We start from the raw sequence: 26,873 nt of genomic DNA, 5'->3' as shown, positions 1-26,873 counted from the left end.
TAATTGTAAAATTTTGAATTATTAGTTTACCATGTCATTAATTTTGTTGATAATCCAGTCAATAGCTAGTCCATCTCTGATCCAACCTAAAACTTTACCTTTGTTAGCCCAAGCCCATGAAGCAGCCTTAGCGCCTAATTGGCCTACGATTCTTAAAAATGCAACCATAATATACCTCCTTATGAATTTTTTGTAATGCTTTCGCGATTATAAATATATCTAAATTTTAAAATCATGTCAACTGAATTTTTAGAAAAATTTATATATTTAGATTGCTTTTGATATTTATTCCAAAAAAATCTATACATGGATATATTTTTAAGTATAATAATTACTGTAAGGTTTAACGAAAATTTAGAATAGATAGATTATTAACGCTACTAATTATCAAAAAGGAGATTGAGATTAAAATGATAAAAGAACCACAACAAAAAATCTCGCCAAATGCAGTAAAAGTATGGCGGATAAGTGATGTAATTACTTATACTACTGCACTTTGCATATTAGGAATTCTTTTATTTTTACAGAATTATTATGACTGGAAAAGCTGGGTAAGTATTATTTGTTATATCATTATTGTTTTACTCATTATTTCTTCCATATTCGAACTATCCATAATACCTATTTATCGACAACGAACATGGCGTTATGAAATTGATGAAAATTATATTCAACTAAAGCATGGAGGAGTATTAATGAGAAAGCATCTAATAATACCGATGGCCAAAGTGCAATATGTAAATACCAATCAAGGACCAATACTACGAAAGTATGGCTTGTCTACACTAACAATAGGTACAATGGCTTCAGAGCATGAGATACCTGCTATTTCTGAAAAGAAAGCAACAGAATTAAGAGCAAACATTGCATATTTAGCTGGAATTAATGAAATCAATGAATAAAATAGGAGGGCTATAATACAATGAAGCAAGAACTAGCATATGAACAAATAGCTCAGCGAATGCATCCGTTATGGATGCTCTTTTCCATAGTAAAATCTATAAAAGAACTTATTCTGTGGATCGTTTTTTTCGCTATTTTTATAAGTTCAAATTCTAACCCTATTTTTATGATTGGTGGTATAGCTGCAGGAGCTATTTATCTAATTTATAATTTCGTTTCAATATTTCTTGATTGGAAACATTTTAAGTATGTATTTACGGATAAAGAAATGTACATTTATGAGGGGCGTTTCATTAAGGAAGATCGTTTTATTCCATTAGAACGTATCCAAGGTATTAGTCAAAATACGCATTTTTTTCACCGTTTATTTGGACTAACATCACTTTTATTAGAAACTGGTTCCAATGAAAAGAAATCTTCCATTAAGCTTGAAATGATAACTTACGAAGAGGCTGCACGGATACAAAAGCATTTAGGACATATTAATTTTATTCCAAAGAAAGAGAATGAATCAGATATACAGAAAGTAGAGTTAATAGAACCTCAATATATTTCAAGAGATAAGCATTATGAAATGGCACCTAAAGAAATATTGGTTAAATCACTTATGTCACTTAAATTACTTTTATTGATTCCAGTAATTCAAGAGGTTTACTCTAATATAAATGATTTTATTTCTATAGATGGCTATATAAATGAAATCAGTTCTTTTTTTCAAAAATCATGGTTACTAATGAGTCTTGGTATTCTTATTCTTTTAATAATGTCATTAGTTTATGGGATGATTAAGACTTATATTCAATATGGTAACTTTCAAGTTACTTCTGATCAACATCGAATTTTTATTAGAACAGGTGTATTTAATAAAACTGAATTCTCCATTCCAAAGGAGAAAATCCAAGCTATTAATATTAATACTAATCTATTAAAAAGATGGTTTGGTTTAGTACAAGTGAAAATTATAAGTATTACTGATATGGAAGATAAGGATATGAGAACCGCTAAAGTACTCTTTCCACTTATAGATAAAAATAGAGCTTTATTACTAATTCCTGAGATTTTGCCAGCATTTAAAATCGATACAAAAATGATTGGTGTTCCCAAATATACCATTTTTATAAAAATGGTAAGATCAAGCTATATTTGGATTATAGGTACGATACTTACTTATTATTTTGGGGCAGAGTTTTGGTATATCCCAATAATATTATTCGTACTTATTAATACATCGCAAATATTGAATGGTTTATATAGTGGTTACAAACTTAACGGGGAATTCATTCAATTGCAACGAGGAGGATTTTCAACAAATCTATTTATAACAAATCGAAAAAATATAGAAGAGTTAAAAATAGTCGAATCCGGGCTACAACGGCTATTTGGGCTTGCAACACTTCAATCTTCAATACGTGCCAAACCAGTTAAGAAAACAAAAGTTTTTGATCTTCCAAAGGATGTAGCTAGAAATTACTACTATTGGTATGGAAGTAGTACAAAATATATAAACAAGAAAGTTAGCATTAAAGAAATGAAATAAAATTCTATATTTAAATAAGTATCTAGTTTTATTTTGAAGCTCTAAATTCATTAGATTTGAAACGCAGAATAATCACAAAAGGAGAAAAATTTCTATGTTAGCAAATGCAGATGTAAAAAAGAAGAAAACAAAAAAATGGATTATTATTGGAGTTATTGCGTTAATTGTTATTGTAGCGGCAATTAATATTTTTGCAATGCAAGGCAAGAAAAAAGATGCGGCAACAACGGCTAATACTGTGAGCTTTGAGAAAGTGACAGAGCGTAAACTAAATAATACGAAGTTAATTTCTGGTCAGGTGAAGCCTGGTAATATTGAAAGTTTCTATGCGGATTCAACTAAAGGGAAAGTGAAAGATATTGCGGTAAAAGAAGGGCAAGAGGTAGAAAAGGGAACGAAGTTATTCTCTTATGATAATGAAGAAATTAATTTGCAAATGAAACAAGCTGAGCTTGATCAGAAGATGGCAGATATGCGTTATGACCAAGGGAAAAAGAAGATTGATTCATTGAGGAAAGAAATTAAGAAGGCCAAAGATAGTGGAGCTGGGAAAGAAATAACAGATCCGATGGAAGAACAAGTAAGTGAGCTAGAAATAGCGCAAAAAACCATAGATCTTGAGAAAGAAAAAGGAAAGTTACAAAAAGAAGAGTTAAATAAAAAGCAGAAAGAGCTTACGATTTATAGTAATTTTGCTGGTGTTGTTCAAAAGTTAGATAAAGATGCAGCACAAAGTTCATCTCAAACATTAGGTGGTCAAGGAAAGGCATTTTTACAAGTTGCTTCTAAAGATCCGTTCCAAGTTCAAGGAACATTAACTGAGCTTCAAAAGTCACAAATTCAAAAGGATCAAACATTCACTGTCACTGCGAAAGCAAATAATAAGAAAAAATGGACAGGTAAGATTACAGAGGTAAGCGAGTTCCCAACGAGTGCGGAAATGGCTCAAGCTGGTGGGATGGGTGAGGCGACTCAAAATATGTCTCAATATACATATAAAGCAAGTCTTGATAGTCAAGACGGTTTATCTCCAGGTTATCACGTTTCACTACAAGTAAATTTAGAGAATAAGAAGATGATCGCTGTTCCAAGTAAGAGCATTGTTGAAAAAGGTGAAGATGCATTTGTTTATATCGAAGAAAAAGGAAAGCTTCATAAAAAAAATGTGAAAAAAGGTGCTACTGATGGAGATTGGACAGAGGTTGTAGAAGGCGTAACAGTGGGGCAAAAGGTGGTTAAAAATCCTTCCGACGATGTGTATGACGGAATGGAAGTGAAAGAGAAATGATTACGTTAAATAATATTGCTAAAACGTATTATCAAGGGAAGTTGGCAGTGCCAATTTTGCACGGTATTAGTTTAACAATTCAAAGTGGTGAGTTTGTTTCCATTATGGGGCCATCTGGTTCTGGTAAGTCAACGCTTATGAATATTATAGGTTGTTTAGATCGTCCGACAGAAGGTGAATATGTGCTGAATGATGTGAATATCTTAACGGCAGACGAGTCAAAGCTTGCTTTAATTCGTAATGAATATATCGGCTTTGTATTCCAGCACTTTAATTTATTACCACGTCTTTCTGCAGTGGAAAACGTGGAACTTCCACTCGTATATGGGGGAATGAAGAAGGCAGAGCGTCGCAAACGTGCTTTAGAGGCGTTAGGTAAAGTAGGATTAGCAGATCGCGTGCATCACTTACCGAATGAATTATCAGGTGGACAGAAGCAACGTGTAGCAATTGCAAGGGCGATTGCGAATAACCCAACGTTCATTATGGCCGATGAACCGACTGGTGCACTTGATACGAAATCTGGTGGCCAAGTTATGGATATTTTCACAAAGTTAAATGCAGAAGGTACGACAATTGTTATGGTTACGCACGAGGAAGAGGTAGCTGCTTATTCATCTCGCCGTATTGTATTGCGAGATGGGAAAATCACAGAAGATAGAAGGTGTGCCGTATGAGTTTATTAGATAGTATAAAAATTGCTTTGTCTTCTATTCTTTCCCATAAATTACGCTCAGCCTTAACAATGCTTGGGATTATTATCGGTGTATCTTCTATTATTACTGTGGTTGCAATTGGACAGGGAGGGGAGGCTACATTAAAGTCATTATTTGCTGGTAAAGGAAATAATGTTGTTCCCATTCATTACACTCCAGATATTAATAATCCCTTTGAAACAGAAGAACCTAAGTTAACTGAGGAAGACATTTATGAAGTACAAAATATCCCAGAAGTGGCACATGTTCTTACAACAAATTCTAGTATGGAAGCTCTGGATATCGAAGATAAAAAAGAAATGGTAACTATTACAGGATTAGATAAACAATACTTTAATGTTAATCAAGTGAAAGTATTAAAAGGTCGGTCATTACAGGAGTCTGATATTACCGAAGGAAATAATGTGGTCATGATTAGTACAGGAATGAAAAATAAAGTATTCAAAAAGCAAAATCCAATTGGTAAAATAATTGAAATTAAGGGCCAACCAATGCAAATCATTGGTACGTATAAATCAGATAATGATTTTATGGGAATGGAAGCTTCAGAAGCTCTAATTCCGATTACACTATGGCCGACATTATATGGAAAAGATGAAATTCAAGAAATTTCCGTACAAGCAAAAAATGTTGATGATTTAGAATTAGCAGGAAAAAAAGCGTCTAAGGTATTAAATAGCCGCAAACCAAGCGAGTTTACAGGAAAATATGAGGTAACAAATTTAAAAGAACTTCAAGATGGTATTTCTCAAATGACAAATATTATGACTATGATTATAGGTGGTATTGCTGGTATTTCCTTAGTGGTTGGTGGAATTGGTGTTATGAATATTATGCTTGTATCAGTAACAGAGCGAACACGTGAAATAGGAGTACGTAAAGCACTTGGGGCAACGCGCAGTAAAATATTACTACAATTCTTAATTGAATCGGTTATGGTAACTCTTATTGGTGGACTAATTGGGATTGCTCTTGGCTACTTGGGAGCTTATGTTGTGTCTATTTATGCGAAATGGCCACCACTTGTTTCATGGGAAGTTGTAGTCGGTGGAGTGTTGTTCTCTATGACACTTGGTATTATTTTTGGGTTAATTCCTGCAAATAAAGCTGCAAAATTGGACCCAATTGAAGCACTTCGCTATGAATAGGTTACATGTATGATAAGATGACATACACTTTCTAATAGAGTGTAGTATATAAATGCATGGAGGTTATAAAAATGGAATTAAATATTAAAGATCAAGAGGTCAATGTTGAAAAACCATCGTTATTTGGAATAATTACATCTCCAAGTTTGCAATTTGAAAGAATAAAAAATAGTAACGCCATTTGGAAAAGTTTTTGGATATTGGCAGCTTTAACCGGTATTGTATATCTAATTAATACATATGCCTATATTCTGTCTCCAGAAGGTAAAAAAGCAAATGCAGAGTCAGTTTTAGATATCCCCTTATATTGGCAATTAGGGAGTGGATTTGTTACAGGAGCTATTGGTTTTATAATAGGGGCTTTTATTACTGCAGCTATTTATAAAGTGTTTATGATGTTTATGAACAACGATACACCTTTTAAAAAATTATTAGCAATTTCAGTGTATGGAAGTGTTATTACCACACTTGGTTTATTTATAAATGGTCTTTTGGCTATTATTATTGGAGAAACAGGAGAAGAAATGTATACTGGGCTAGCTCCTTTATTAACTTCATTTAATGACGTTTTACATGGTGCTATGAAGTCATTTGAAATCTTTACAATATGGTCTTTAGTTATATCTGCATTAGGATTACATATTACAGCAGGATTAAGCAAAAAACAGGCAACGGTAGTTGCAATCATCTTCTTTATTTTCTCAGTAGCTTTTGGAGCAATTGGTGGTATGATGCCAAAGTTTTAAGTTGAATTGCTATTAAAATAGATGGACAAGCACAAAGTAATATTATATAAATTGTTAAAAAAACATCTCTATTTAATTCACCGGTTAAAAGTGAATTAAATAGAGTTTTTTCATTTTATTGTTTTAAAAGAAATGAAGTGAATGGTGCTCTTAGTATACATCTCTACATTACTGTTTTGTATAAACATATGTTTTCATATATTATTTATTTAATACTTTTAAATTATCAACATATAATGCAGACTGGAGACTTATAAGAATCGTCTCTTCATTAAAATTTAAGTTTTTCATGTTATTTATAAAATTATTAATTAATTCTTTTATCATTTGATTAAGAAGTTCTTTGATCTTATCTTCCTCAGTGGTTACATATCTTCCCATTCCTCTACGCGTTATAATAATCTCTTCTTTTTCTAGCTCTTGAAATGCACGTTGAATCGTATTTTGATTGACTTGTAATGTAGTAGCTAATTCACGTACAGTAGGAATTTTGCTGCCTGTTGACCAGCGTCTAGATATAATTTCCATTTTTATGTACTCTACTATCTGTATATACACTGGTATATTAGGTGAAAAATCACTTCTCATTTTTTTACCCCCAGAATTAATTCGTTAATTATATAATATAATAATTTTAAGAAAAAAAAGATAATTTATTGCTAATAAGAATAAAATTATTATATCTTTATGATTTAATTTTGTTTTTTTCAGTAAGAATTAAGGATTTATATATTTATTTGTTTTAAAAATATATAAAATATTGATATATTTATAGAAAAAATCCAGCCTGAATTGAGCAAATAAAAAAGAGAAAAATTAACTATTTCTGTTAGTTTTTCTCTTTTTTATTTGCTTTAGTATTTAATACTGCTCTAAATTTGTTATATAGGATTTTACTGCTTGTAATAAGAATTCTTCTTGCCCAATACCAGCATCCGCTGCCATTTGAACTACTTTTTGCTTGAATTCATAATCTGCATGAAAAGTGAATGGCTCTACATTACTTTTAAAGTAAATCCCTTCTACATGTGGAAGTATTGTGCCAGATTTCATATGAGCATGTAAGTATTTAATTTCTTCTTGAAACTGCAATGGCTCTATTTGTAATACGAAAGGTTTAATTTCTAATTTGATAGTATCAGATGAAATATTCAATCGCATATTTGTGACACCAAGTTCTTTATAAAATAAGTTAATTAAATTATAAGTAATGGAATTAAATAATTGAGGCTTTTTAAATGAAAAAGATAAATACCCCCGTTTTGTAATTACAGCTTGTTTTGGAAGAGATTCAAAGGAATAATCATGTTCCTTATAAGTGGACAGCGGGAAAATTTCTTCATCCTCTGTAAGAATCTTTCCATCTGTTCCATTGATCTCTATTACCCTAGCAGCTTTTCCGGTATGTTGATGTCTTAATAGTTGGTATAAATATATATCTTCTCCTTGAATTTTAGTAATGAATGTTTTTCGCTCTTTTGTTTTAGTTTTTTCATAATCAAGCATAAAAATTTCTAGCTCTTCCTCATCGATAAGATATACCTGTTTTCCTCGTTTTTCTACCTTTGTCGCAGGTAATTTTCCAGATTTGATATATGTAAAGATAGTAGATGGGGCAACATTAAGAATATCAGCTGCTTCTTTTGTGCTAAGTCCTTTAACCGTATCTTTATTTTTTAAGCGCTCTATATCCTCTAAATAGAAAATCTTACTACCGAATTGCTTCCAATTATCTTTATATACACATTCTATTAATCCGTCTTTTTCTTTTTTTAAAATTGTTTGTATCGTTACTCCTAATAAGTTGGCTGCCTCTTTTGTCGTTACAGTAGGTTTTGTAATGAACAATAAATCTTGTGTCATGCAATGACACCTCCATAACTATTGTTTGCTAATATTTTAGATATGTATATATCATATCAGAATTTTATTTGCATTTAAAATAAGAAATGAATTTTATTAAATATTTTATGCATTTTTGTATTTTAATAGGTTTTTATAGATGGGTTTATTATAAGATAACTATGAATGTTAATTTATTAACTGTTAAATAATATCTAATTATTAATAAATTATTAAAAAATATAAATATAAGTTAATAGAGAAGAATATAGAATTATTACTGAAAGAATATGAGTTATCATTTGTATAATTAATAGAAGTGAAATAAAATGATAAGTATAGTTATTAAAAATAATTATATTCATAATCTACAATAGGAGAGGTGAATTTGAAATATGGATAATGAAATTGTAAGAGAAAATTTACCTATCATAAATAATCAAAGTAAATATATAGATACATATTTAGAGAATATAAAAGATATTGTCCCATATCTGCATAATAATCGTTATGTAGATATGGTGGAAGAGAAGATTGAGGTTGCAGAAAAAGAGGGAAAGAGTAAATATACGTATCTAAGTGACCTGGAGGTCATTTATCATTTCGTACATTTACAAAAAGATATGGATGAGAAGAAGAATAGAAAAGAGGATACGAAAAAGAGTTATATATCTGAAATCTTGTCATTTTGTCAGTGCATGGTGCAGTATGCAGAAGAATTCGAATTAAATGGGGAAGAGGTACAGAAAAAGGACTCTTTATTGAGAACATTAAAACCTTGGCATATTCGCAAATATAATTCTTGGTTGAAGAAGGTAGAGAACGGTAGGAATGGTGACACATATGCAGTCGCAACACTTGCGAAGAAAACAGTGCTCATTCGTTCTTTTCTAAAACATCTTTATGTATTTTCTTACATTGAAAAGCCTCTCCATGAAGAACTGCAGCGCGCAAATGTAAATGAACAGGATCGGCCAAATCGGGACCTATCTTATGATGAAGTAATGAAAATATTAGGATTTTATAAAGAAAGAGGGCATGTAGTAAACTATACAATTTTACTAGCTCTGGCAAGTACAGGTGCAAGAATTCAAGAATTGTGTACAACAAGAGTCAAAGATTTACACTATGACGGAAAGTACTGGTTAAAAGTAACGGGTAAAGGAGATAAAGTGCGTGAACTTTTCATTTCGGAACATTTGTATCAATGTATTTGTGAAATGAGAAAGAGAAGAGGGTTCCAAACTGTATTGGATCGAGGAGATGAAAGTCCTTTATTTATAAACCAAAGAGGAAGCTTTTATAATTCAAAAACATTATCAAACCAGGTAACAGATATGATCAAAAAAACAAATTTAGAGTTTCTGCAGTATCGTGAAAATCCAGTAACAGCACATACATTTCGTCATGCTTTTGCAATCATGGCAGTTGAACAAGGAAATGCAGATTTATATCACTTAATGCAAACGCTGGGGCATGAAAATATTCAAACAACAAAAATCTATTTAGAGAAGCATATGAAACGAAAGAATAATGTGGGGACTTCATTTGCGGATATGTTGCAATGAATAAAAGGGTATAGTTCTATCGAGCAAATGAAGTATGAAATTGTTCATTGATTAGGAGTCACACTAGGACCCGATACATTGTCACGTACAAATGATTCTGTCGGTGGAGAAAGTACAAACAGCTTAGGAATATGGATTACAATAAATTAGAGAAGTAAATAAAAAGAATTCATGTGCAAATGGAATTTTTCCTTTTGTTTACAAAAATAAAATTGTGAAATTAAAAAACAAGTCCTCAGATTCGTTTGTAATACGTTTTGTTTTTATGGTTAATGCAATAAGTATAGAGTTGGTTTAGAATTTATACAAGTGAGTTTAAGAGTGTTTAAGGTGATGTTGGTTTATTTCGTAATTTCAAGTACATAATATTTACCCCATTTATTAAATATAGAAGGTCTTATACAGGGAGATGGTCCATATGGTAGCAGAGACAATGAGCATCGAGGATTTTATGGATGGTAACTATGGCGCTAAGAAAAAGAGGAGCTTGTTCAAATAAGAAAGCAAAAAAATACGCACCCGTGGCGGTGCGAATAAGTATTGTGATCGGTAGTGCTATTATATTCAGTAAAATTATAGATATTCCTCATGTATTTGCTGATGGTCATAATTTAGATGTGAATGAGGTATTTAAAGATATGCAATCAAACGACGAAAAGATAAAGAATTATATAGATGGCCAATTATACAATCGTATTGTAAATGCGTTTGAACCGGTTATATTCTTAATTAAAGTTGTGTCATATCCGATTGCATCCGTTATAGCGTTATGCGGAGGGGTGTTCATTATGGTAGGTAGCCAGGAACAGAGATTCTCGCTAATAAGTCGTGCTGGGAATGGTTTATATAGTTGTGCAAATGATTCCGTTGTTTATGAGATTGCTAAGGCTATTTTGTCCTACCTAATGTAGGACTTTTTCATATGATAATAACCATTTATCGTTATTATCAGACAACATATCTTAACTCAACATTCGCAATAAATAGTTTTATGTTTCTAAAATTGTAATATATTTACATGTATGAAAATCGAAAGTATGATGAAGGTGCAAGCTATAAAACTATTAAAGGGGGATTTTTTATGTTAAAGAAACTAGCAATTGGAGCATTAGCAACTGGGATTATGTTGTCTGGAGCTGGCGGTGTGATGGCGGCAGAAAACACACCAGCTTTAAGTAAGGAAAAGGTTGCAGACTTAAATACTTTAAGTACGGCGTATACTACTGTTAATGTCAATGGGAGCACTGTTGAATTTGCTGTAAAAGGCTTAGAAAATCCATTCACTTCAAAGTATTATCAAAGAATAGCTTGGACAAATAGTTATTCGGATCCAAATAATTACAATACATTAGCAGTAGCATATCCACAAAGCGGGAATGGTTATCAGGCATATGGATATGAATCATTAAATAATGTAAAACAAAAAATTGGCTCTGGTCAGACTGTCTATGGTTTCGCCCTGGCAAATAATGGAACTTGGTATCCGGCAGGACAAGCTATAATTAACTATTAAGATTTAAAACAAAGAGGAGTCCTAGTGGGCTCCTTTTTTTACTTGTAGAAATTTCTGAACCATCATGGAATGCTGTCACTAGGAGGTGTCGTGACGTTATGACGGATGAAATAGTGTATTCCGCTAGTGGAGTATACAAAGGACTAGGAATAAGTGACATCTTGTAAAATAATGATAAAATATAAGCCAATATGTTAATGAGGTGTATAAATTGAGGAATGAACATGAATCAACTATGGTCATAGATGTAAGCAACATTTATAATGCAAAAGAATTGCATTTACTTCTTAAAGAGAAGCTTGAGTTTCCTGATTTTTATGGGGAAAATTGGGATGCCTTTTGGGATTGTATTACAGGGTTTGTGTTTCCTTTGCCAAACAAAATGATCTTCGAAGGATGGTCAAAGTTAGAAAAAAGGTTACCGATAGATACAAAAATAATGAAAGAGTGCCTTCTTGATTATAATGAAGAGAATAGAAAGAATCCTGAATGGAAAAGTGAATTCTTATTTAATTAAATAATAGGAAATATTTATGATGTGACTAAGAAACTTAACAGTCGGTTCAACTTCAACTTCAACCGTTATAGCGTTATGCGGTGGTTTGTTCATTATGGTTGGTAGCCAGGAACAAGGATTCTCGCTAATAAGTCAAACGGGAATTGTTTATATTGTAGTTCAAATGATTCTGTTGTTTAGGAAATTGCTTGTTAAAATCAATAAATCGCTATAAGATATTTTCATAGTGAAAAATGGGAAACAGAAAGTGTATGGAGGAAACTAGAATGAAAAAAGTCATTTCGGATAACTTTGCATCTTTCTTTTGTATAGGCTTATTATTATGTTTGTCGATTGATTATAATAATATATCAATCATGGGCTATATCTTTATTGCAACAAGTATATTTGCATTTATAACATTCTTGATTAATCTAGCTTTAACTTATCAGTTAGAGAAAAGAGAAAAAGAAAGTATATAGTTAAGTTGAAAAGGCCTGTACAGGTCTTTTTTTATTTGCAGGAATTTCTTTGCCATCATGGAATACTCTCACTAGGAGGTGTTGTGACGTTATGACGGACGAAATTGTTTATTCTGCTAGTGAAGTATACAAACGACTAGGAATTTCCGATAGCACCCTTAGAAAGTACATGGAAGTATTACAGCGCGAGGGATTCGCTGTAAAGAAAGATAATCGTGGCAGACGCCAATACACAGAAAATGACATTATGGTGATTGAGAAATTAATTGAACTCAGTAAGCATGACGGTATGACGCTAGAAAAGGCAGCGAAGATGATTGCGCAGCAAATAGAGAAAGTTAATCCGGATCTGATTCAAGAAGAGGCTGAGGAAACGGACTTAGTGCCATTCCACATTAAACAGCAATTACAGGAACAGTACAGCGTTATGGCGCAAGAAATGAATCAGAGTATGTTAGCAATGGAGAGGCGATTAAGTGAGCAGGCAAAGCAAAGTAATGAGGAAATCAAAGCGAGCGTTGAAGCGCATAATGAGCGAGTGGAAAAACGATTGGAAGCGCGAGACGAGACGCTTATGAAGACACTACGTGAGATGCAGGAAACGAAGAGGTTAATGCAAGATTTTCGGGATGAGATTGCTGCAGCGAAAGAGAAGAAGCCGTGGTGGAAGTTCTGGTGAGAATAAGGGGGTTCCCTTGTGAGAGTAGGGTTCCTCTTTGTCCTTGCTACCGATAATGATGAGCTTTGTTAAACCCACTTTAAATAAAACATTAGGGGGAATGTACTTATGTCTAATGAAGTTTTGCCTTTCACAGTAAGACTAGCTGCTCCAGAAGATTTTTGGGATATATCAAATATAAGCAAGCAAGTTCAACAGTTGCATATAGAGGGAAGGCCAGATATTTACTCTGATACTTCAGCTTCTTTGGATCACAATGCATACGAAGAGTGGCTTACTGATAAAACCATAGAGATATTTGTAGTAGAGGACAATAATAAAGAGATTCTTGCTTACATAATCTTAGATATTAAAGAACCATCTGAAAATCCAAAGTTAGTTGAGCGAAAAGTACTCTTTATCCGCAATATTGGTGTAAGCGAAATATGTCAAGGAACAGGAATAGGAAAAATATTAGTACAAAAAGCATTTGAGTATGCTAAAGAAATACAAGCAACAAGTGTAGAATTAAATGTTTTAGAATTTAACAAGAAGGCTATACAATTCTATGAAAAACTTGGATTTAAAACACAGAGTCGCCAAATGGAATTTGTGTTACCGGATGCTTAAAACTATTTCCTATATCGATAATTGTGTAAATGAGTTAGTGGAGAAACCATTGGAAGTACGGGATGAGATGCTTATGAAAAACATTACGTGAGATGCAGGAATTTCGGGATGACGTTGCTGCTGCGAAGGAGAAGAAAAAGCCGTGGTGGAAGATCTGGTAAGAATATGTAACAAACTACGCATAGGTAAAAGAGGAGTGAGATTTCACTCCTCTTTTTTTAATTGTGGATTTCAATAAGCATTAGATCGCTACTACGATTTTGCTTCTCTAAACTTATATCTATTTTAAGATTATTTTTATTTATATGATATGTATCTGTGCTTGTATTAGAAGCTATTATTTTATCAATCTCTGTACTCAAATCTAAGTTTGGATTTATCATAGTGATCCACTTTTTGCCTAACTCTATTAATGCCTTCTTATCTTTAGCTCTATCAATTACAAAATTAACAGTAAAGTTATTTTCATTATCACCATTTACATAAAAATTCCCATCAAATCCAGGAATCCCCTCTGATACAGGAGAGAATAAAACTATCTCTGAATGTGGAGCCCCTACCTGTATATACTTTAAATCCGCGTTATATTTTGCATTGATTTCAGTAACAAGATTTTGTGCTTCCTTAGATATAGATTTTTTTAGTACAGATGAACTATCCATCCAACCCTCGTGATAAGTAATATACTCATCGGCTAAATCTTGCGGTATAACAGTAGGCTTAGATTCAGGCTCTTTTTCTGGTTTTTCTGACTTAATAATTGCATTGTATAAGAATTGTGTATACTGTTCACGAGTTACAATATTTTTAGGTTCAAACATATTATCGCCCGTGCCAATAGTGATTTTATTTTCTTGTAATGCACTGATAGCATTTGTTGCCCAGTAATTTTTATCTACATCTTTGAAAGTAGTAGTAGATGTCGCTTTGAAATTAAAAGCCTTTGTTAATACAGAAGCCAATTGTTCACGTGTTAAAAAATCATCTGGACCAAATTTCCCATCGCCAAATCCGTTTATAATACCTGCCTTACTAAGACTTAAAATTTCCTTTTCAAACATATGTCCTTGGATATCACTGAAAGGATTTGGTGCATTAGGTTCATCTGCTGGCTTCAAGTAGTTATATATCAGTCTAGCTACTTGTCCTCGTGTAATATTATCACCAAAACCAAATATTCCATTTCCATAACCAGCTACAATATTTTTCTCTTTTAAATCCATAATTACTTTATAAGACCAGTGATCTACAGGAACATCTTTAAATCCTACCGTTTCTGCTGCTTGCACATTTGTTAGAGGGGTTAGCGTTGTTGATGCGATAACTGTCCCTGCCAAGATTAGTTGTTTAAAGTTCATAATTAAATCCCCTTATCCGTAAAATAATGTGTTCACACAGAACACTGTACACATTCCGTTTAATATCAACATATAGATATTTAAATTTAAATTTAAATGTTTATTATGGGAATTTTTCTCAAGTAGTTCGTTTCAACTATATGGTGTTTTTGTTCATCTCTTTGAAAAGGAGAATAAGCAAAAAAATATTGTCACTTATATCCCATTCCACTTTTAAGAACAATTGTAGCAATAGTACAGCGTTATGGCGCAAGAAATGAATCAGAGTATGTTAGCAATGGAGAAGCGATTAAGTAGGTAGGCGAAGCAAAGTAACGAGGAAATCAAAGCGAGTATAGAATCACATAATGAACGAGTGGAAAAACGATTGGAGGCGCGAGACAAGACGTTGATGAAAACACTACGTGGGATGCAGGAAACGAAGAAAATGATGCAGGAATTTCGGGATGAGGTTGCTGCAGCGAAAGAGAAGAAGAAGCCATGGTGGAAGTTCTGGTAATTGAATTGCTAAATATTAGTAGGTAGAAGAACGTATTTTTTTACTTACTAATATTTTCTATAAAAGTAATATTAATTAAAATTATATATAAAAACCTTTATATATATAAGTTTGTATATTAATACAGAATAGTTATATATTTGATTTTAAATGAAAGGAGGAAGTTTAATGAATAAGTTTTTAGATTTCTTTAAAAAAATGTTTCTTGGCGTAAATACTCAATATCTTGTGAAATCATATATTATTTCAATTGTCTTGACTACATTTTTTGTTTATATGAAATCAACGGAGAGTAGCACAAGTGCTGCATCATTTGGTGCTATAACATATGTTTTAATAGCATGTGTGTTATTCCCATTTGCAACGATTGTATGGGATGATCTTATTAATACAATAATGAGTGGTAATTTCATTATTTTACCATTACCTATTATGCTAATATGGAAATTTATTAAGGTGTTAACACTGTTTCTATTTAGTCCATTTATTGCGCCTTTTGGGATGATATATGTCTATTTTTCGAATGGTTACCATAGAGGATAAATAAAAGAGACGTTAAAGGATTAAGCCTTTAACGTCTCTTTTATTGTATTTTTATCTGATTTAAGAGGGAAAAAGCCGTGGTGGAAATTCTGGTGAGGCTTTGTAATAAACTACGCAAAAGTAGAAAAGTGTACATTTCTACTTTTCTACTTAAGAGTAAATGTATAAAAATCCCTACATATGTAGGGATTAATCATTCACACGATAATTGGCGATTCCTCTGTTATTTCCAGAACAGACTCTCCCGTATCAAAATCTTTTATATGAAACTTTCCGTTTGGACCTTTGTCGAAAACTTTCATTTCAACATTGTTTATATTTTTAAGAGCGTTATATATTCTATTTGAATAATTAGGAGCTATTGTAATCATACGAACGTCTTCATTAAAGCAAGATGGATAATAAGCGGATTGCCACACTAAACTTTTATCATCTTCAACCGCCTTCAATTCAATAATACACTTAGTTCCATTTTTATCGCTTGCTATTATATCGATAATGCCATTTTCTACTCTAAGTTGCCTTTCTATAAAGCGCATGCCTTCTTCAATAATGAATATATGATCACACAATATATCTTCTAATAAACTTTCAGGACCATTCATTATTTCCTCTGTTATTAGTTCTTCCCAGATATCGTCAATTAACTTTATCTGTTCTTGAATCACATCATTTTTATCATATTCTTCACGGGTCATACAAGAATCTGAACATATTCCAAAGAAAACAAGAGATTTGTCAGTGGTTATATTCCTTACCATGGACCAATCCATATTATCTATTGAGTATAAAATTTCATCTTGTAGTAATTTTTTAGTATGAAGTGGTGTTTTGTTCCAAATATAATGGCACCAGTATTTGGTACCATCTTTATTAGATAATTTTTTTATGTCTTTTTTTCTAAAGCATTCTTTACAAAATACCTCACCTGCATATAAAGTTAACACTTTTGAGGCAATCTCTTTAACTTTATCTTCATTGTGGGTAACTAAAATTAATTCACCTTTATCAAAATTCCACTCAGATAAATCATTACGAAAAGCATATAAGTAGTACCTTTCTCCTTCTTTTTGCTTAAATTCAACTTTTATACAACCATACTTTTCTGTAAATAAATCGAAATCGATTATATTATCGCCGTTTTTCGTAATTACTCCCATGAAATTCATCTCCATTAATATTAGGATTGAAAATGCTAAGAATCATTCTGTAGACTAGGAAAATTGTATTTGTTGTTTATTTCTTTTCCAACATCTCATAAAGGTGTTTGTACATCCCTTTATAACCTTCAGATTGTCGTGTTGTTAGCTTAGTATTTACATAGCTTTCAAGAAGCATATCGATAATACTGTTAATCGATGCCTTATCCATGCTTTCTTGTTCTTTAATAAATGGTTTAAGTGTATTTAGCTTTAATAAAACAGCTGGTGAAATTTTAGCCGTTTTAGATGGAACTAAACGTTGATCAGGCTTCTCAGGAGCTGTTACTTTTCCTTTATTGATAATAGGCTTAATAACTTGTTTTTTAACAGGCTCACTATTACGACCAAAATCGTTAGTTCCTTTTATCTGTACACCTTTGTCATTTAAAGTGTTTCCAGGTTTTGTGACTATAGGCTGAAATGGTGCTTTAGACATTCTGAACTTCCTCCTTAAGCGTTAATAGTCGCAAAATAATTTTCATGTTCATTAAGTTCGCTAAGAACATCGATGAATAGTTGATGTGCCTTTTCATCCCACATATCAATATTACCGCTAACGTTTACGTTTTTATGAATCCCTTCAATATCGTACACTTTTAGGCGCTCTTGATATCTCACGATTGTATTTAGAACGTTTCCGCCATACATTTCTTGAGCTTGTTGTAGTACTTTATTATCCACTCGTTTTCCTTGATGTAACATCATTGGGATAATGCCTAAAACTTGTAGGTCTGCATCATATGTTTCTGCTAAGAACTGCATATAAGCGATGTATGTTTGAGCACCTTCTAAAGATAACTCTTGTGTCTGTAAAACGATGATACAGTAATCAGCTGCTATCATAGCATTATCTGAGTAGTCACTGATTGTTGGTGGTACATCAATGTAGATACGATCATATTTATCTTTTAATGGTTCTAGTAACTTCTTTAAATATGTAATTTGTGCAAGTTCATCCTCTGGGAACATATCAAAGAGGATTTTTGAAAGTTTTCTAAATGAAGTATTAGATGGAACGATATCCAAATTCTCGATAACTGGGATAATCTCATTCTCTAAATTTTGATTTAAAAATGCATCTGTAATAGACTTGTCTATTTGTTCAATGTCACCTGTTTTAGCAAGGACTCTTGTAGCATTACCCTGAGGATCCATATCCACTAATAGACACTTCTCATTAAATACAGTAGCTGCTTCATAAGCCAACATTGTAGCTGTTTTAGTTTTTCCAACTCCGCCTTTAAAGTTACCGATTACGTATGTAGTTGCTTGTCTAGTCATTTTCGACATCCCTCCATAAAACTCCGAATAAGTATACCTTTGAGTAAAATGTAACATTTACATACAATATTCGCAACAGTATACCGAAGAAAAGTTTATATTTTTTTAACAAATTTATCGAAAGAGTAGAAAAGTATACTAAAGCGTAAGATTTTTTAGTGTACTTTTCTACTTTTCTACTTATACGTAGTTTATAGAATAGGTAATTTCGAAGTTGTAAAAGTATACATTTACACTTATGCGTAGTTTAGATAATGATTATCTACATACCGTTAATAAAGGGTTAATTGCAATTTTTAAGAAGGCATCAATTATAAATATGAGGTTATAAGTATACTTTTCTACTTATGCGTAGATTAGAAAAAGTATACCAAATTTAAAAGTTTGGTAGAAAAGTATACATTTACACTTTTTCGTAGGTGTACATTTACACTTATGCGTAGTTTTGAGTTGTCATTTCACTGTTTACAAACAAAAAAGCTTGTTGTAACGTAATAAACAACAAGCACCATTCTACAAAACAAAACAGAATTTGATATTTTACATAAACGAAGATCATGAAGATGGAACGAGATAAATTAAAGACAATTGAATATGAACACAAAACAAAAAGCCACTCCCATATGCTAACGGCTACCAACCTTTAGCGGGAATGACTTATCTAGCTAGTGTACCACCACTTGGCTAGAAACGAACTGTATTAACCCACAGTATTTACGTTTAAGTAGTGTACCACCACTAACCTTAAACAACTATGCCTTTTCACGAGGCTTCTTTGATATACCCATTTTATCTATTGTTTGGATAAATATCAACTAGTAAATACTAGTTTTGATTATTTTGTATTCCAAAAGATATATAGCGGGCATCTCTAAACCTAGAAGTCTTGTGGATCTACAGGTCATTTAGGAATTTGGAGATGCCTTTTTGTTTTTTGTTCGCGTGGAATTGCCTGATACCACGTAAATAAAAACTGATAAGCCGTAATTCCGTGCTGCATACATCTATTTAGCGGGAACGTGTTACGGCGTGGCTGGCTGTTGGTCGTGCAGGGGGTACAGAGTATACGCCTACAAAAACAGCACCCCTCATTGGAATCCTGTTCTTCTGGTGAGGGAGGGCGAGAACTTGCCCAGGGACGATTCTCTAAAAGGTTCGGGTGGTTATCGTTAGCATTACGGTGCTAGGGAGTACATTCAGTTTGTCGTGTAGGGACGATATTACAAGGACAAGCCATAGTAAAAGGATGTATGCGGTGAAAATCGCTAAGTGAACAGGGTCTATACATACGGATACCTTATAAGTGACCGCATGGCGAAAACAAAGACGCTTATCCATCTATTTTGATTGATTACTTTTTTTGTGATCTTTCAAAGTAGGGGATAAATCTGCCTTCCAGCCGTATTCCTTAATCGTTCCCACATGATAAAAACCCTTAAGACCTTCAGTCAATCTTAATTACGAAGAAAAGATAAAAAACTTGAGATTGTTTAACTCCTGGGGGGAATGACTTACTAAGATAGAGGAATAAATAAGGGATTTACTACTTACTTGGTTAGAGGATAGGGGAGAGGTATGGTAGAATTGGTCTTATTACCAGAATTGGTTTTACTAATCAGATATAGTACGTGAAATTTTTGGTGTAGAGATATAACGATGATCAGGAGTTTCTGTTATAATCAATTGAGCACAAGTGCAAAATCACATGGAACTCACCTACGGAAATAGGTGGGTTATTTTATATTGGTGAGTTAATACAAGTATGATAGAATAAGAACAACTGTATATTGTGGGGTGGGAGGTTACGACTGCCCTTTTCTCATTTGATGGGGAAAGGAGGTGTAGCCAATGGATCTATTTCTTCAAATAGTATTAGAGGTAATTAAGACGATTGTACGAGAACTTGTGGTTTTCGTAGTTAAGAAGATTACTTCTAAAAAACAGAAGAAGACCACCCGTAAGCCGGCAAAGCGTGGGCGGTCTTCTAAATCTAAAAAGTAGTATTTAGTTGCAACCACTCACCTTGCGGTAGCAGTTACTTGGAGAGATGTTGACGCATCTCTTCTTTTATTATATACGTACAGAAACATTGAAATACCTTTAAGGAAATTATAACAAATAGAAAAACAAAAGAAAAGCCCACTGAATTTCCGTAATAGTGGGTTGTTAGTTGGGTATTTCTATCTCAATGCACAAAAAGGAATTTCTATTAAAATTATAGCATGCATTTATAACTCTTATATTGAGAAAAAGAAAAGACACCCATATTAGAGTGTCTTTTCCGATAGTTTTTTAGCAGAAGCAACTGCATCCGATAATGATTAACAGTATAAAGAGTACAACGAGTAAAGCAAAACCTCCAGAAAAACCCCAGCCTTCGCCGCAACTACCACCATAGCCCATAATAATAGAATCTCCTTTAATAAGAGGAAAAAACAAGGGTGTATGCATGTTTTTAACGGATTTAATATACCTTATGTTTTTAGGCATTAATTGAGCAGGTCCTTTCAAAAATAAAGAAAAGACACCCTAATATGGGTGTCTTTTCGACTTTAACTATGTTTATTTACCGTTTTTTTATAACTGATCATTTTCTTTTAAAACCATAAATTTTTCATCATTTCGCATAAAATCTACTTTTTTATGTCCTATTTGTATTGTAGATGCTGTAGGTATTATAAGTTCATTTCTCATAAATATATCTAGCGCTTGTCGTATCTCTTGTTCATCAAACATATAACCTTCTACAAGTAGAGTATCGATTGACCCGACTTTATGTACATGAATTTGTTGGTAAAGAAATTCTTTTAGTTCTGGAGCGATATTTTGTAACTGCATGTCTATTCCCCCTTAATATTTATATACAAAATATACCATTAATTACACAAAAACAGAATAGAAAGAATATTTATTGATGTATAAAAGAAAAGACACCCTAAGGTGCCTTCCTCCGACATGAACCACTTTAATTTTAATAATATGTATTGGACGCCAATCCAAAGATAATTCTAACATGTTTTTATACAAATGAAAGCGGATTCTTTAACTTACTTAATTACTTTGTCCATAACTTCTTTATATTTGTTAAATTGGGCATCTTCCATATCACCATTCATTTGTATAAGGAAGTTACCTTTTGCGTAAGTATGAGAGAATAGCATTTGATTACCATTACCTAAATCATCATAGTATTTCTTAGCTTTTTCAAGATCTTCTTTGTTTTTAAACTCAAATATTCTACCACCACTATCTTCACCTAATGCTGGAACAAGAATGCGCTTTGCTTCTTTTCTAGTATTTCCAAATTCTTTTTCTGGTAGGTCACTAGGATTGTCAGCTTCTAATCCTGCAGCTTTAAATTCTTCAATTACCTTACCAACCGTGACATTACTTGTCATTGATTTAACGCTGTCACAAGCGGATAAACCAAATAATAATAGAGCCCCAATAAGTAATACTGCTAATCTTTTAAACATAATTGTTCATTCCTCCTAATGTAAATAAATCCGTAAATATAATAACAAATTATTCATCTATATATTGTCATATATTGTCGAATGGAAATAAAAAAGAGAGCTGGAGCCTTCAAGGAGGTATGGAAATAATTATGAGCTTCAAGGGCCATCTTGGAATTCAATACCAAAATTCATTTTTAGGAAGTGTATTTGAGAACCTTTTATTTTTGGATTATAAGAGTGCTCTCACATTTACGACAAGCAATCTTCTCTTCCTCAAAAATGAATAAATTCTCAGCATCACATTCTGGGCATACAACTGCAAATGGTGTTTTTATATTTTTATAGCATAGAAAAGACATGGCTGCCAGGAATAGAGCAGGTATAACAAGCATCATAAGTAAGAATAGACCTGCAAAAACGCCTGCAATTATGGAAAGTGGTTTCATTAGTTTTCTACCCACGGAGTTTACTTGATTATCCTTCTTACGAAAAGCAGTAACAAGGTAAGTTTTGGTTTCTCTTACCGGCTCAAATGTTCTTACCGTATTGTAATCTTGTTCATTCATAGTAGGATAGGAAGTGTTTTGCCCTTTAAACCCTCGTTGTATATAATAGTTGTTTGACTCAGCTATTTGTGGTGTATACGAGATTCCAGTTCCAGGTATATAAGTTGTTGTTCTTGATTCAGGTGGAATGGAGTTCCCTCCCGTACCTGTGTATGTAAAGTTAATTTTCACCCCCGGGGAAACTGGGATAATTCTACGAAACTTATAACCCATAATATTGTATCCTCTCCATCTAATTAATAGAATTCTTTACTAATTATAACAAATTTTTAATTTAATATTAATATATTAAATTAAATAAAATTAATAAAAAAGACTCCCAAAGGTGCCTGCCTCCGACTTGGACTATCCTGTATTAATGCCGTTTCGATTAATACATTAAATTATAAAAATAATTTGTTATACTTCCATGTACCCTAGCTGATATAATGTATAAGGCAATTATTGGTTAATTAATAACGCACATATAGTAGGGAGATACATAAGTAATGATAGATTTAATCAGTGGATTAATTGAAATAGTTTTTGGTTTTTTTGCATTCATTTTAGCTTTATTTGCTTATCTCTTTTCAACTGGAGAAGAAAAGAGACAGGCAAAAGAGGATTTAAAAGAGCTTTCTAAATCCTTTCTCATCCCTTTTGTTGTGGTATTTGGAATTGCAAGTATATTTTTTATTAATATGATTAATGATATTGACAATAAACCACCTTCGAGAGACGATGGCGATCCTTTAGGATGTGCTCATTATGGTGGAGAATGGGACACTGGTGGCCTTTTTGGGGAAGCCAAATGTATTTATAATAAAACCGATGAATCGGATTATAAATAATATACATAAAGAAAAGGCGCCCAGATAAGGGTGCCTTTTCCAATAGTTTTTTTAGCAGAAGCAAGAAGCTCCGACAATTATTAATAAGATAAATAATACAACTAATAAAGCAAATCCTCCTGCAAAGCCACAGCTGCCACCGCAGCTACCACCAAAGCCCATAATAATTCCTCCTTTAAATAGTAGGAGAAAAATAAGGAGTCACTCATGTATCTTAATGGATTCAAATTACTTTATGTTTTTATGGATTAAATGAGCATGGCCTTTTGAAAATAAAAAAAAGGCGCCATAAAGCGCCTCCCATGTGGGTAAATAAGAAGTAAGGTTTCTAAGATAACTGAAAAAAATAGAACAGGTGCTTAGATTTTATCACGTTTTTTTTCTGAATGAACATGCATTATTACATATTATAATAAATCCCTCTATTTTCCATTTGATAAAATTAAATCCAAATATTGTCAATATTTAAATAAATATTTCTACAAATTCAAAATATTTACAAAAATAAGAAAAGTGATACATTTAAGGTGCAAGTTATAAAAAACTATTAAAGGGGGATTTATTATGTTCAAGAAATTAGTAGTTGGAGCATTAGCAGCTGGCATCGCATTAACAGGGGGGATCGGGGCCGCTTCAGCAAGTACAGAAAATGGATCTAATACACCAAGTTCTGTAAAACAATTAGCAGGATGCTATCCAAAAGAAAATGGTAAGTATGTAAGAGAAGTGAAAAATCCTAACAAGATTTTTGCTAATACTTTTACTGAACAAGCTTGTGGCGGGACAGTGTATTGGTATTTAAAAGAAATCAAATGGACACATGAATATGGTGGGACATATATCGCCAAGTATGAGGGTTGGATTCAATAGTATGTGTATTAAAAAGAAAGACACTCTTTTAGGTGTCTTTTTTTTTAATACTTTCCATAAAGAAAAGACACCCTAAGATGCCTTTCTACTCTGTAACAAATTTAAACACGTAGTACATAAAAAATAAACAAGATAGATATGCTAGTCTGCCAGCAATCGATTCTTTCATAAATTTCATAAGTATGAATTTGACAATCAATGCTAAGAAAAATAAAAGCCTTGCTACATATGAAGTGTAGCAAGGCTTTTTTAATTGTTCAATTCTTGTTCTACTACTATTTTTGTTAGCTAATGCTTTAATTATTTTAATAGTCTTTTGTTTAATTTCCACAATGCTGTTTTTTCACTATCCCATTTCAAAAGCGTTACTGCTTCCTCAAAGCATAACCATTTATAATTGAATTGTTCTTTAGACAATGATATGTTTTTTGTAGTGACTTTAACTCCAAAAGAAAATTCTTTTATTAGATAAATCTCTTCTCACTAAAGGAATCCTCTAGTTATTTATGCTTTTTTTCTATTTCTAAGCCAATTGTGAATACAATTTTCACTAATATTAATGCTACACTACCCCAGAAAAGCCAATCGAAAGTTTCACCTTTCCCTATAATCAGATTTACTTTCGCTGCTGTTGTGAGTAAACCTGTGATAATAGGTATTTCAAAAATAAGAATTGACCATATAATTCGGGTTAGGTTATCTTTCAAATAATGCGGCTTAATTAAATCTTTTACTAATATAGTGAAAGTAGAATATACTAATGCTGAATAGTACATTAAAAACGCCACTATTCGATTAAGCAGATCATTATTTGGAGAATTATGTGTACTTATTATACATAACAATTGAATGATAAATATTATAATCGGAAGCTTATATGCTTTCAGGTAATTGTAATTTTTATCAAAAGTTTCAAACTTTCCATTTTTATTTTTCACTGTATATTCCCAGCCATTATAAAAACCATCTATAGCACTTATTTTGTCGTTATATTTCATAATATAACGACTTTCGAGCTTCTTATTATGATAATAGAGAAGGGTTATCTCATATTTCAATATATTTTTGGGATCAACATTTTGAAGAAAACCTTCCTCTTTCAAATATTTCAAGGCTGTTGTAGTGATATTCTCCATTTTAATTTTATTTATCATTATATATTTAAAACGTTCCGCAATTTCCTTAGTTTCTTTATTCCATACAAGTAAGTGCCATCCATTTTCATGTTCCTCTTCATAGTCAGTAAAACTATCCTTCTTGCAATTCATTATGATCTCACTTTCTATATATTATTAATTATTATATAACTACTAAAAAAATAAACCTTCCAATGCCAATAAAAATATTAAACCAGAAAATACTTTAAAAAAGGGCTTCTCATATTCGTTTATAAGAGTCCTTTTAGATTTACCTAATGGGACTGTATCTAAAGGTGTTAGACACCTACAAATAAAAGTATAAGCCTCTTATAATTCATCTTTATAAAAATTAGTAAAATATCATCCTTAATTACTGGAATTCAAAACAAATGAATTAACAGTTTTTATATTTTTAAGCAGTATGTATACACTAATAAAGACAGAATGCGTCAACATCCTGTCCAAGTAACTGCTACCGCAAGGTGGTCGGTTGCATGCATTTTTAGGAGGGCTTTTCTGTTTATTACTGCCGATTTTTTTGACTAGCTTATTTGCATAAGCTGTAAAAAATCCATGTAAAGTCACATCCTTTCTCCCTTGAATAAGAGAATGGATAGCAACTCGATCGCCTCACAATATACAATTATTTATTTATGTTTACCATTTGCTATTAAATTTTCTATTTTAAGTAAAATTTAATAGAGGAATAAAAAGAAACCTTCTCTACCTTATAACAAACAAAAATAGTATCAGAGCCATTATAAAATTAAAATACCCCTTGCCTCTCTACTTATTGGATACTATTTACGTACCAGGATTCTTCTGGTGAATCGTAACAAGATGGCTTACTATATGACTTTTGTTTTTCATTCCATTGCAACTTAACATCTACCCAATGTCCTCTAGGATATACCGATAAAATGCCTGGTTCATACTTTTCTACCCATTTAATTTTATTTACTAATTGATTTTGTTTCATTAAATGCGTATAAAAAACATTTTGGAACATTGTATGATAAATAGAAGTCGCAATATGTTCTATATCATTCGTGATTGCGTCTACACCAGTCATGACAACTGTCGCAAGTAAACCTTCTTGTAGATCATCCTCTCTACCCACGTGCATTTCTACATCACAATAATATACTTTTACTTCATTATCCTTATTAGGTACTAAATCATGCTTTAAATAAGGTATTTTGAACTTATAAATCCCTGAATGAAATCTAATTGCTTCTTCCATGTTTGATTGATTTAACCAATTCACAAAATCGCTCCTTTCTATAATTTTCAAAAATACTCACCTATATAATATTACTATAATATAAAGATTTATAATAATATATAAAATGGCCGCCAATACTTTTTTCATTGCTATATAAATCCCAACGCAATGAAAGAAGTATAAATATCTTATTTAAAGTTCACGATTTACTTTTATACTTTTACACTTTTATACTTGTATAAAAGTGTAAAAATAAATCATTATCTTATTATAGCTTCTTCTACCTAACTTGAAAGCAGGTATTCTATGAATCATAGAGAACAACAACAATCTACTAAAATAGAGGAATACACTAGGGAGAACTAGTAAAAACCA

Annotated in this window: 30 protein-coding genes and 4 pseudogenes; 19 read left to right on the top strand and 15 right to left on the bottom strand. The window is 32.2% G+C overall.

Annotated features, from left to right (window positions below; translation table 11 throughout):
* Positions 1 to 21: 21 nt before the first annotated feature.
* Positions 22 to 168, bottom strand: a complete 147-nt coding sequence (locus ACTFSL_RS24980; protein WP_063539058.1) for an aureocin A53 family class IId bacteriocin — start codon at positions 166 to 168, stop codon at positions 22 to 24.
* A 242-nt stretch (positions 169 to 410) separates the two neighbouring features.
* Here ACTFSL_RS24980 and ACTFSL_RS24975 point away from each other — a divergent pair, with 242 nt between their 5' ends.
* From ACTFSL_RS24975 to ACTFSL_RS24950, 6 genes are all read left to right on the top strand, one after another.
* A complete protein-coding gene (locus ACTFSL_RS24975; protein ID WP_080470945.1) occupies positions 411 to 902 on the top strand; it encodes a PH domain-containing protein in 492 nt (163 codons plus the stop codon).
* 20 nt (positions 903 to 922) lie between these two features.
* Positions 923 to 2,440 carry a PH domain-containing protein gene (locus ACTFSL_RS24970; protein WP_440042573.1) on the top strand — a complete coding sequence of 506 codons (1,518 nt, stop codon included), beginning with the start codon at positions 923 to 925 and terminating at the stop codon, positions 2,438 to 2,440.
* Positions 2,441 to 2,534: 94 nt separating this feature from the next.
* On the top strand, positions 2,535 to 3,728 hold the full coding sequence (locus ACTFSL_RS24965; protein WP_063539066.1) for an efflux RND transporter periplasmic adaptor subunit: 1,194 nt from the start codon (positions 2,535 to 2,537) through the stop codon (positions 3,726 to 3,728).
* Entirely contained in the window at positions 3,725 to 4,405 is a 681-nt protein-coding gene (locus ACTFSL_RS24960) for an ABC transporter ATP-binding protein (RefSeq protein ID WP_063539068.1), read from the top strand. The genes ACTFSL_RS24965 and ACTFSL_RS24960 overlap by 4 nt, the downstream gene beginning before the upstream one ends.
* Entirely contained in the window at positions 4,402 to 5,592 is a 1,191-nt protein-coding gene (locus ACTFSL_RS24955) for an ABC transporter permease (RefSeq protein ID WP_063539070.1), read from the top strand. The genes ACTFSL_RS24960 and ACTFSL_RS24955 overlap by 4 nt, the downstream gene beginning before the upstream one ends.
* Positions 5,593 to 5,663: 71 nt before the next feature.
* A complete protein-coding gene (locus tag ACTFSL_RS24950; protein ID WP_063539072.1) occupies positions 5,664 to 6,338 on the top strand; it encodes a Yip1 family protein in 675 nt (224 codons plus the stop codon).
* Positions 6,339 to 6,539: 201 nt separating this feature from the next.
* On the opposite strand, the gene ACTFSL_RS24945 is transcribed toward ACTFSL_RS24950, so the two are convergent.
* Both ACTFSL_RS24945 and ACTFSL_RS24940 read right to left on the bottom strand, forming a co-directional pair.
* Positions 6,540 to 6,926: a GntR family transcriptional regulator gene (locus tag ACTFSL_RS24945; protein ID WP_063539074.1), complete on the bottom strand. Its 387-nt coding sequence runs from the start codon at positions 6,924 to 6,926 to the stop codon at positions 6,540 to 6,542.
* Positions 6,927 to 7,199: 273 nt separating this feature from the next.
* Positions 7,200 to 8,201, bottom strand: a complete 1,002-nt coding sequence (locus ACTFSL_RS24940; RefSeq protein ID WP_063539076.1) for a helix-turn-helix domain-containing protein — start codon at positions 8,199 to 8,201, stop codon at positions 7,200 to 7,202.
* 374 nt (positions 8,202 to 8,575) lie between these two features.
* On the opposite strand from ACTFSL_RS24940, the gene ACTFSL_RS24935 reads away from it, so the two are divergent.
* The 9 genes and pseudogenes from ACTFSL_RS24935 to ACTFSL_RS24895 form a co-directional block, all read left to right on the top strand.
* Entirely contained in the window at positions 8,576 to 9,748 is a 1,173-nt protein-coding gene (locus tag ACTFSL_RS24935; protein WP_243821234.1) for a tyrosine-type recombinase/integrase, read from the top strand.
* Positions 9,749 to 9,898 (top strand): annotated as a pseudogene (locus tag ACTFSL_RS24930) (small, acid-soluble spore protein, alpha/beta type).
* Positions 9,899 to 10,203: 305 nt separating this feature from the next.
* Positions 10,204 to 10,659, top strand: coding sequence for a hypothetical protein (locus tag ACTFSL_RS24925; protein WP_440042569.1), 456 nt, complete (start codon positions 10,204 to 10,206; stop codon positions 10,657 to 10,659).
* A gap of 170 nt (positions 10,660 to 10,829) precedes the next feature.
* Positions 10,830 to 11,261 (top strand): hypothetical protein, encoded by a 432-nt coding sequence (locus ACTFSL_RS24920; protein WP_063539080.1) that lies wholly within the window; start codon positions 10,830 to 10,832, stop codon positions 11,259 to 11,261.
* Positions 11,262 to 11,472: 211 nt separating this feature from the next.
* A complete protein-coding gene (locus tag ACTFSL_RS24915; protein ID WP_061667361.1) occupies positions 11,473 to 11,778 on the top strand; it encodes a barstar family protein in 306 nt (101 codons plus the stop codon).
* Positions 11,779 to 12,044: 266 nt separating this feature from the next.
* Positions 12,045 to 12,239 carry a hypothetical protein gene (locus ACTFSL_RS24910; protein ID WP_061667359.1) on the top strand — a complete coding sequence of 65 codons (195 nt, stop codon included), beginning with the start codon at positions 12,045 to 12,047 and terminating at the stop codon, positions 12,237 to 12,239.
* Between the two features lie 91 nt (positions 12,240 to 12,330).
* Positions 12,331 to 12,918, top strand: a complete 588-nt coding sequence (locus tag ACTFSL_RS24905; RefSeq protein WP_098801127.1) for a DUF3967 domain-containing protein — start codon at positions 12,331 to 12,333, stop codon at positions 12,916 to 12,918.
* A gap of 108 nt (positions 12,919 to 13,026) precedes the next feature.
* Positions 13,027 to 13,527: a GNAT family N-acetyltransferase gene (locus ACTFSL_RS24900; RefSeq protein WP_063539084.1), complete on the top strand. Its 501-nt coding sequence runs from the start codon at positions 13,027 to 13,029 to the stop codon at positions 13,525 to 13,527.
* Positions 13,528 to 13,555: 28 nt separating this feature from the next.
* Positions 13,556 to 13,688: pseudogene (locus ACTFSL_RS24895) on the top strand (DUF3967 domain-containing protein); the annotation flags it as partial.
* Positions 13,689 to 13,745: 57 nt separating this feature from the next.
* On the opposite strand, the gene ACTFSL_RS24890 reads toward ACTFSL_RS24895, so the two are convergent.
* A complete protein-coding gene (locus ACTFSL_RS24890) occupies positions 13,746 to 14,885 on the bottom strand; it encodes an S-layer homology domain-containing protein (protein ID WP_243821237.1) in 1,140 nt (379 codons plus the stop codon).
* A gap of 235 nt (positions 14,886 to 15,120) precedes the next feature.
* Between ACTFSL_RS24890 and ACTFSL_RS24885 the strand changes: the two are divergent.
* Together ACTFSL_RS24885 and ACTFSL_RS24880 are read left to right on the top strand one after the other, a co-directional pair.
* A pseudogene (locus ACTFSL_RS24885) lies at positions 15,121 to 15,384 on the top strand (DUF3967 domain-containing protein); the annotation flags it as partial.
* A 168-nt stretch (positions 15,385 to 15,552) separates the two neighbouring features.
* Positions 15,553 to 15,927 (top strand): hypothetical protein, encoded by a 375-nt coding sequence (locus ACTFSL_RS24880; protein ID WP_243821238.1) that lies wholly within the window; start codon positions 15,553 to 15,555, stop codon positions 15,925 to 15,927.
* Between the two features lie 197 nt (positions 15,928 to 16,124).
* Here the strand turns inward: ACTFSL_RS24880 and ACTFSL_RS24875 are convergent, their stop codons facing one another.
* From ACTFSL_RS24875 to ACTFSL_RS24845, 7 genes are all read right to left on the bottom strand, one after another.
* The gene (locus ACTFSL_RS24875) at positions 16,125 to 17,087 is read right to left on the bottom strand and encodes an endonuclease NucS domain-containing protein (protein WP_243821239.1); all 963 of its coding nucleotides are present in this window, start codon (positions 17,085 to 17,087) and stop codon (positions 16,125 to 16,127) included.
* Between the two features lie 76 nt (positions 17,088 to 17,163).
* Positions 17,164 to 17,565 carry a hypothetical protein gene (locus ACTFSL_RS24870; RefSeq protein ID WP_000030444.1) on the bottom strand — a complete coding sequence of 134 codons (402 nt, stop codon included), beginning with the start codon at positions 17,563 to 17,565 and terminating at the stop codon, positions 17,164 to 17,166.
* Positions 17,566 to 17,579: 14 nt separating this feature from the next.
* Positions 17,580 to 18,410 (bottom strand): ParA family protein, encoded by an 831-nt coding sequence (locus ACTFSL_RS24865; protein WP_000198084.1) that lies wholly within the window; start codon positions 18,408 to 18,410, stop codon positions 17,580 to 17,582.
* Between the two features lie 2,292 nt (positions 18,411 to 20,702).
* Positions 20,703 to 20,813, bottom strand: coding sequence for a YjcZ family sporulation protein (locus tag ACTFSL_RS24860; RefSeq protein ID WP_440042566.1), 111 nt, complete (start codon positions 20,811 to 20,813; stop codon positions 20,703 to 20,705).
* A gap of 174 nt (positions 20,814 to 20,987) precedes the next feature.
* A complete protein-coding gene (locus ACTFSL_RS24855; RefSeq protein WP_243821241.1) occupies positions 20,988 to 21,248 on the bottom strand; it encodes a hypothetical protein in 261 nt (86 codons plus the stop codon).
* 209 nt (positions 21,249 to 21,457) lie between these two features.
* Positions 21,458 to 21,886: a hypothetical protein gene (locus tag ACTFSL_RS24850; RefSeq protein WP_000476458.1), complete on the bottom strand. Its 429-nt coding sequence runs from the start codon at positions 21,884 to 21,886 to the stop codon at positions 21,458 to 21,460.
* 200 nt (positions 21,887 to 22,086) lie between these two features.
* Positions 22,087 to 22,647: a DUF4236 domain-containing protein gene (locus ACTFSL_RS24845; protein ID WP_243821242.1), complete on the bottom strand. Its 561-nt coding sequence runs from the start codon at positions 22,645 to 22,647 to the stop codon at positions 22,087 to 22,089.
* A 275-nt stretch (positions 22,648 to 22,922) separates the two neighbouring features.
* Between ACTFSL_RS24845 and ACTFSL_RS24840 the strand changes: the two genes are divergently transcribed.
* Positions 22,923 to 23,264, top strand: a complete 342-nt coding sequence (locus tag ACTFSL_RS24840) for a hypothetical protein (protein ID WP_063539094.1) — start codon at positions 22,923 to 22,925, stop codon at positions 23,262 to 23,264.
* A gap of 51 nt (positions 23,265 to 23,315) precedes the next feature.
* On the opposite strand, the gene ACTFSL_RS24835 is transcribed toward ACTFSL_RS24840, so the two are convergent.
* Positions 23,316 to 23,426, bottom strand: coding sequence for a YjcZ family sporulation protein (locus ACTFSL_RS24835; protein ID WP_098346325.1), 111 nt, complete (start codon positions 23,424 to 23,426; stop codon positions 23,316 to 23,318).
* 402 nt (positions 23,427 to 23,828) lie between these two features.
* Between ACTFSL_RS24835 and ACTFSL_RS24830 the strand changes: the two genes are divergently transcribed.
* Entirely contained in the window at positions 23,829 to 24,134 is a 306-nt protein-coding gene (locus ACTFSL_RS24830; protein WP_243821243.1) for an LCI fold-containing protein, read from the top strand.
* Between the two features lie 300 nt (positions 24,135 to 24,434).
* Here ACTFSL_RS24830 and ACTFSL_RS24825 read toward each other — a convergent pair.
* From ACTFSL_RS24825 to ACTFSL_RS24815, 3 genes and pseudogenes are all read right to left on the bottom strand, one after another.
* Positions 24,435 to 24,614, bottom strand: a pseudogene (locus ACTFSL_RS24825) (NUDIX pyrophosphatase); the annotation flags it as partial.
* Between the two features lie 20 nt (positions 24,615 to 24,634).
* Positions 24,635 to 25,402, bottom strand: coding sequence for a hypothetical protein (locus tag ACTFSL_RS24820; protein WP_063539100.1), 768 nt, complete (start codon positions 25,400 to 25,402; stop codon positions 24,635 to 24,637).
* Positions 25,403 to 26,063: 661 nt separating this feature from the next.
* Entirely contained in the window at positions 26,064 to 26,540 is a 477-nt protein-coding gene (locus ACTFSL_RS24815; RefSeq protein ID WP_243821244.1) for a hypothetical protein, read from the bottom strand.
* Positions 26,541 to 26,873 lie beyond the last annotated feature (333 nt).

The organism is Bacillus cereus group sp. MYBK108-1 (assembly GCF_051917185.1).
Taxonomy (GTDB): Bacteria; Bacillota; Bacilli; order Bacillales; family Bacillaceae_G; genus Bacillus_A; species Bacillus_A cereus.
Note: the sequence above shows the minus strand (reverse complement) of the source record. Positions and strands in the feature narration are given on the sequence as shown.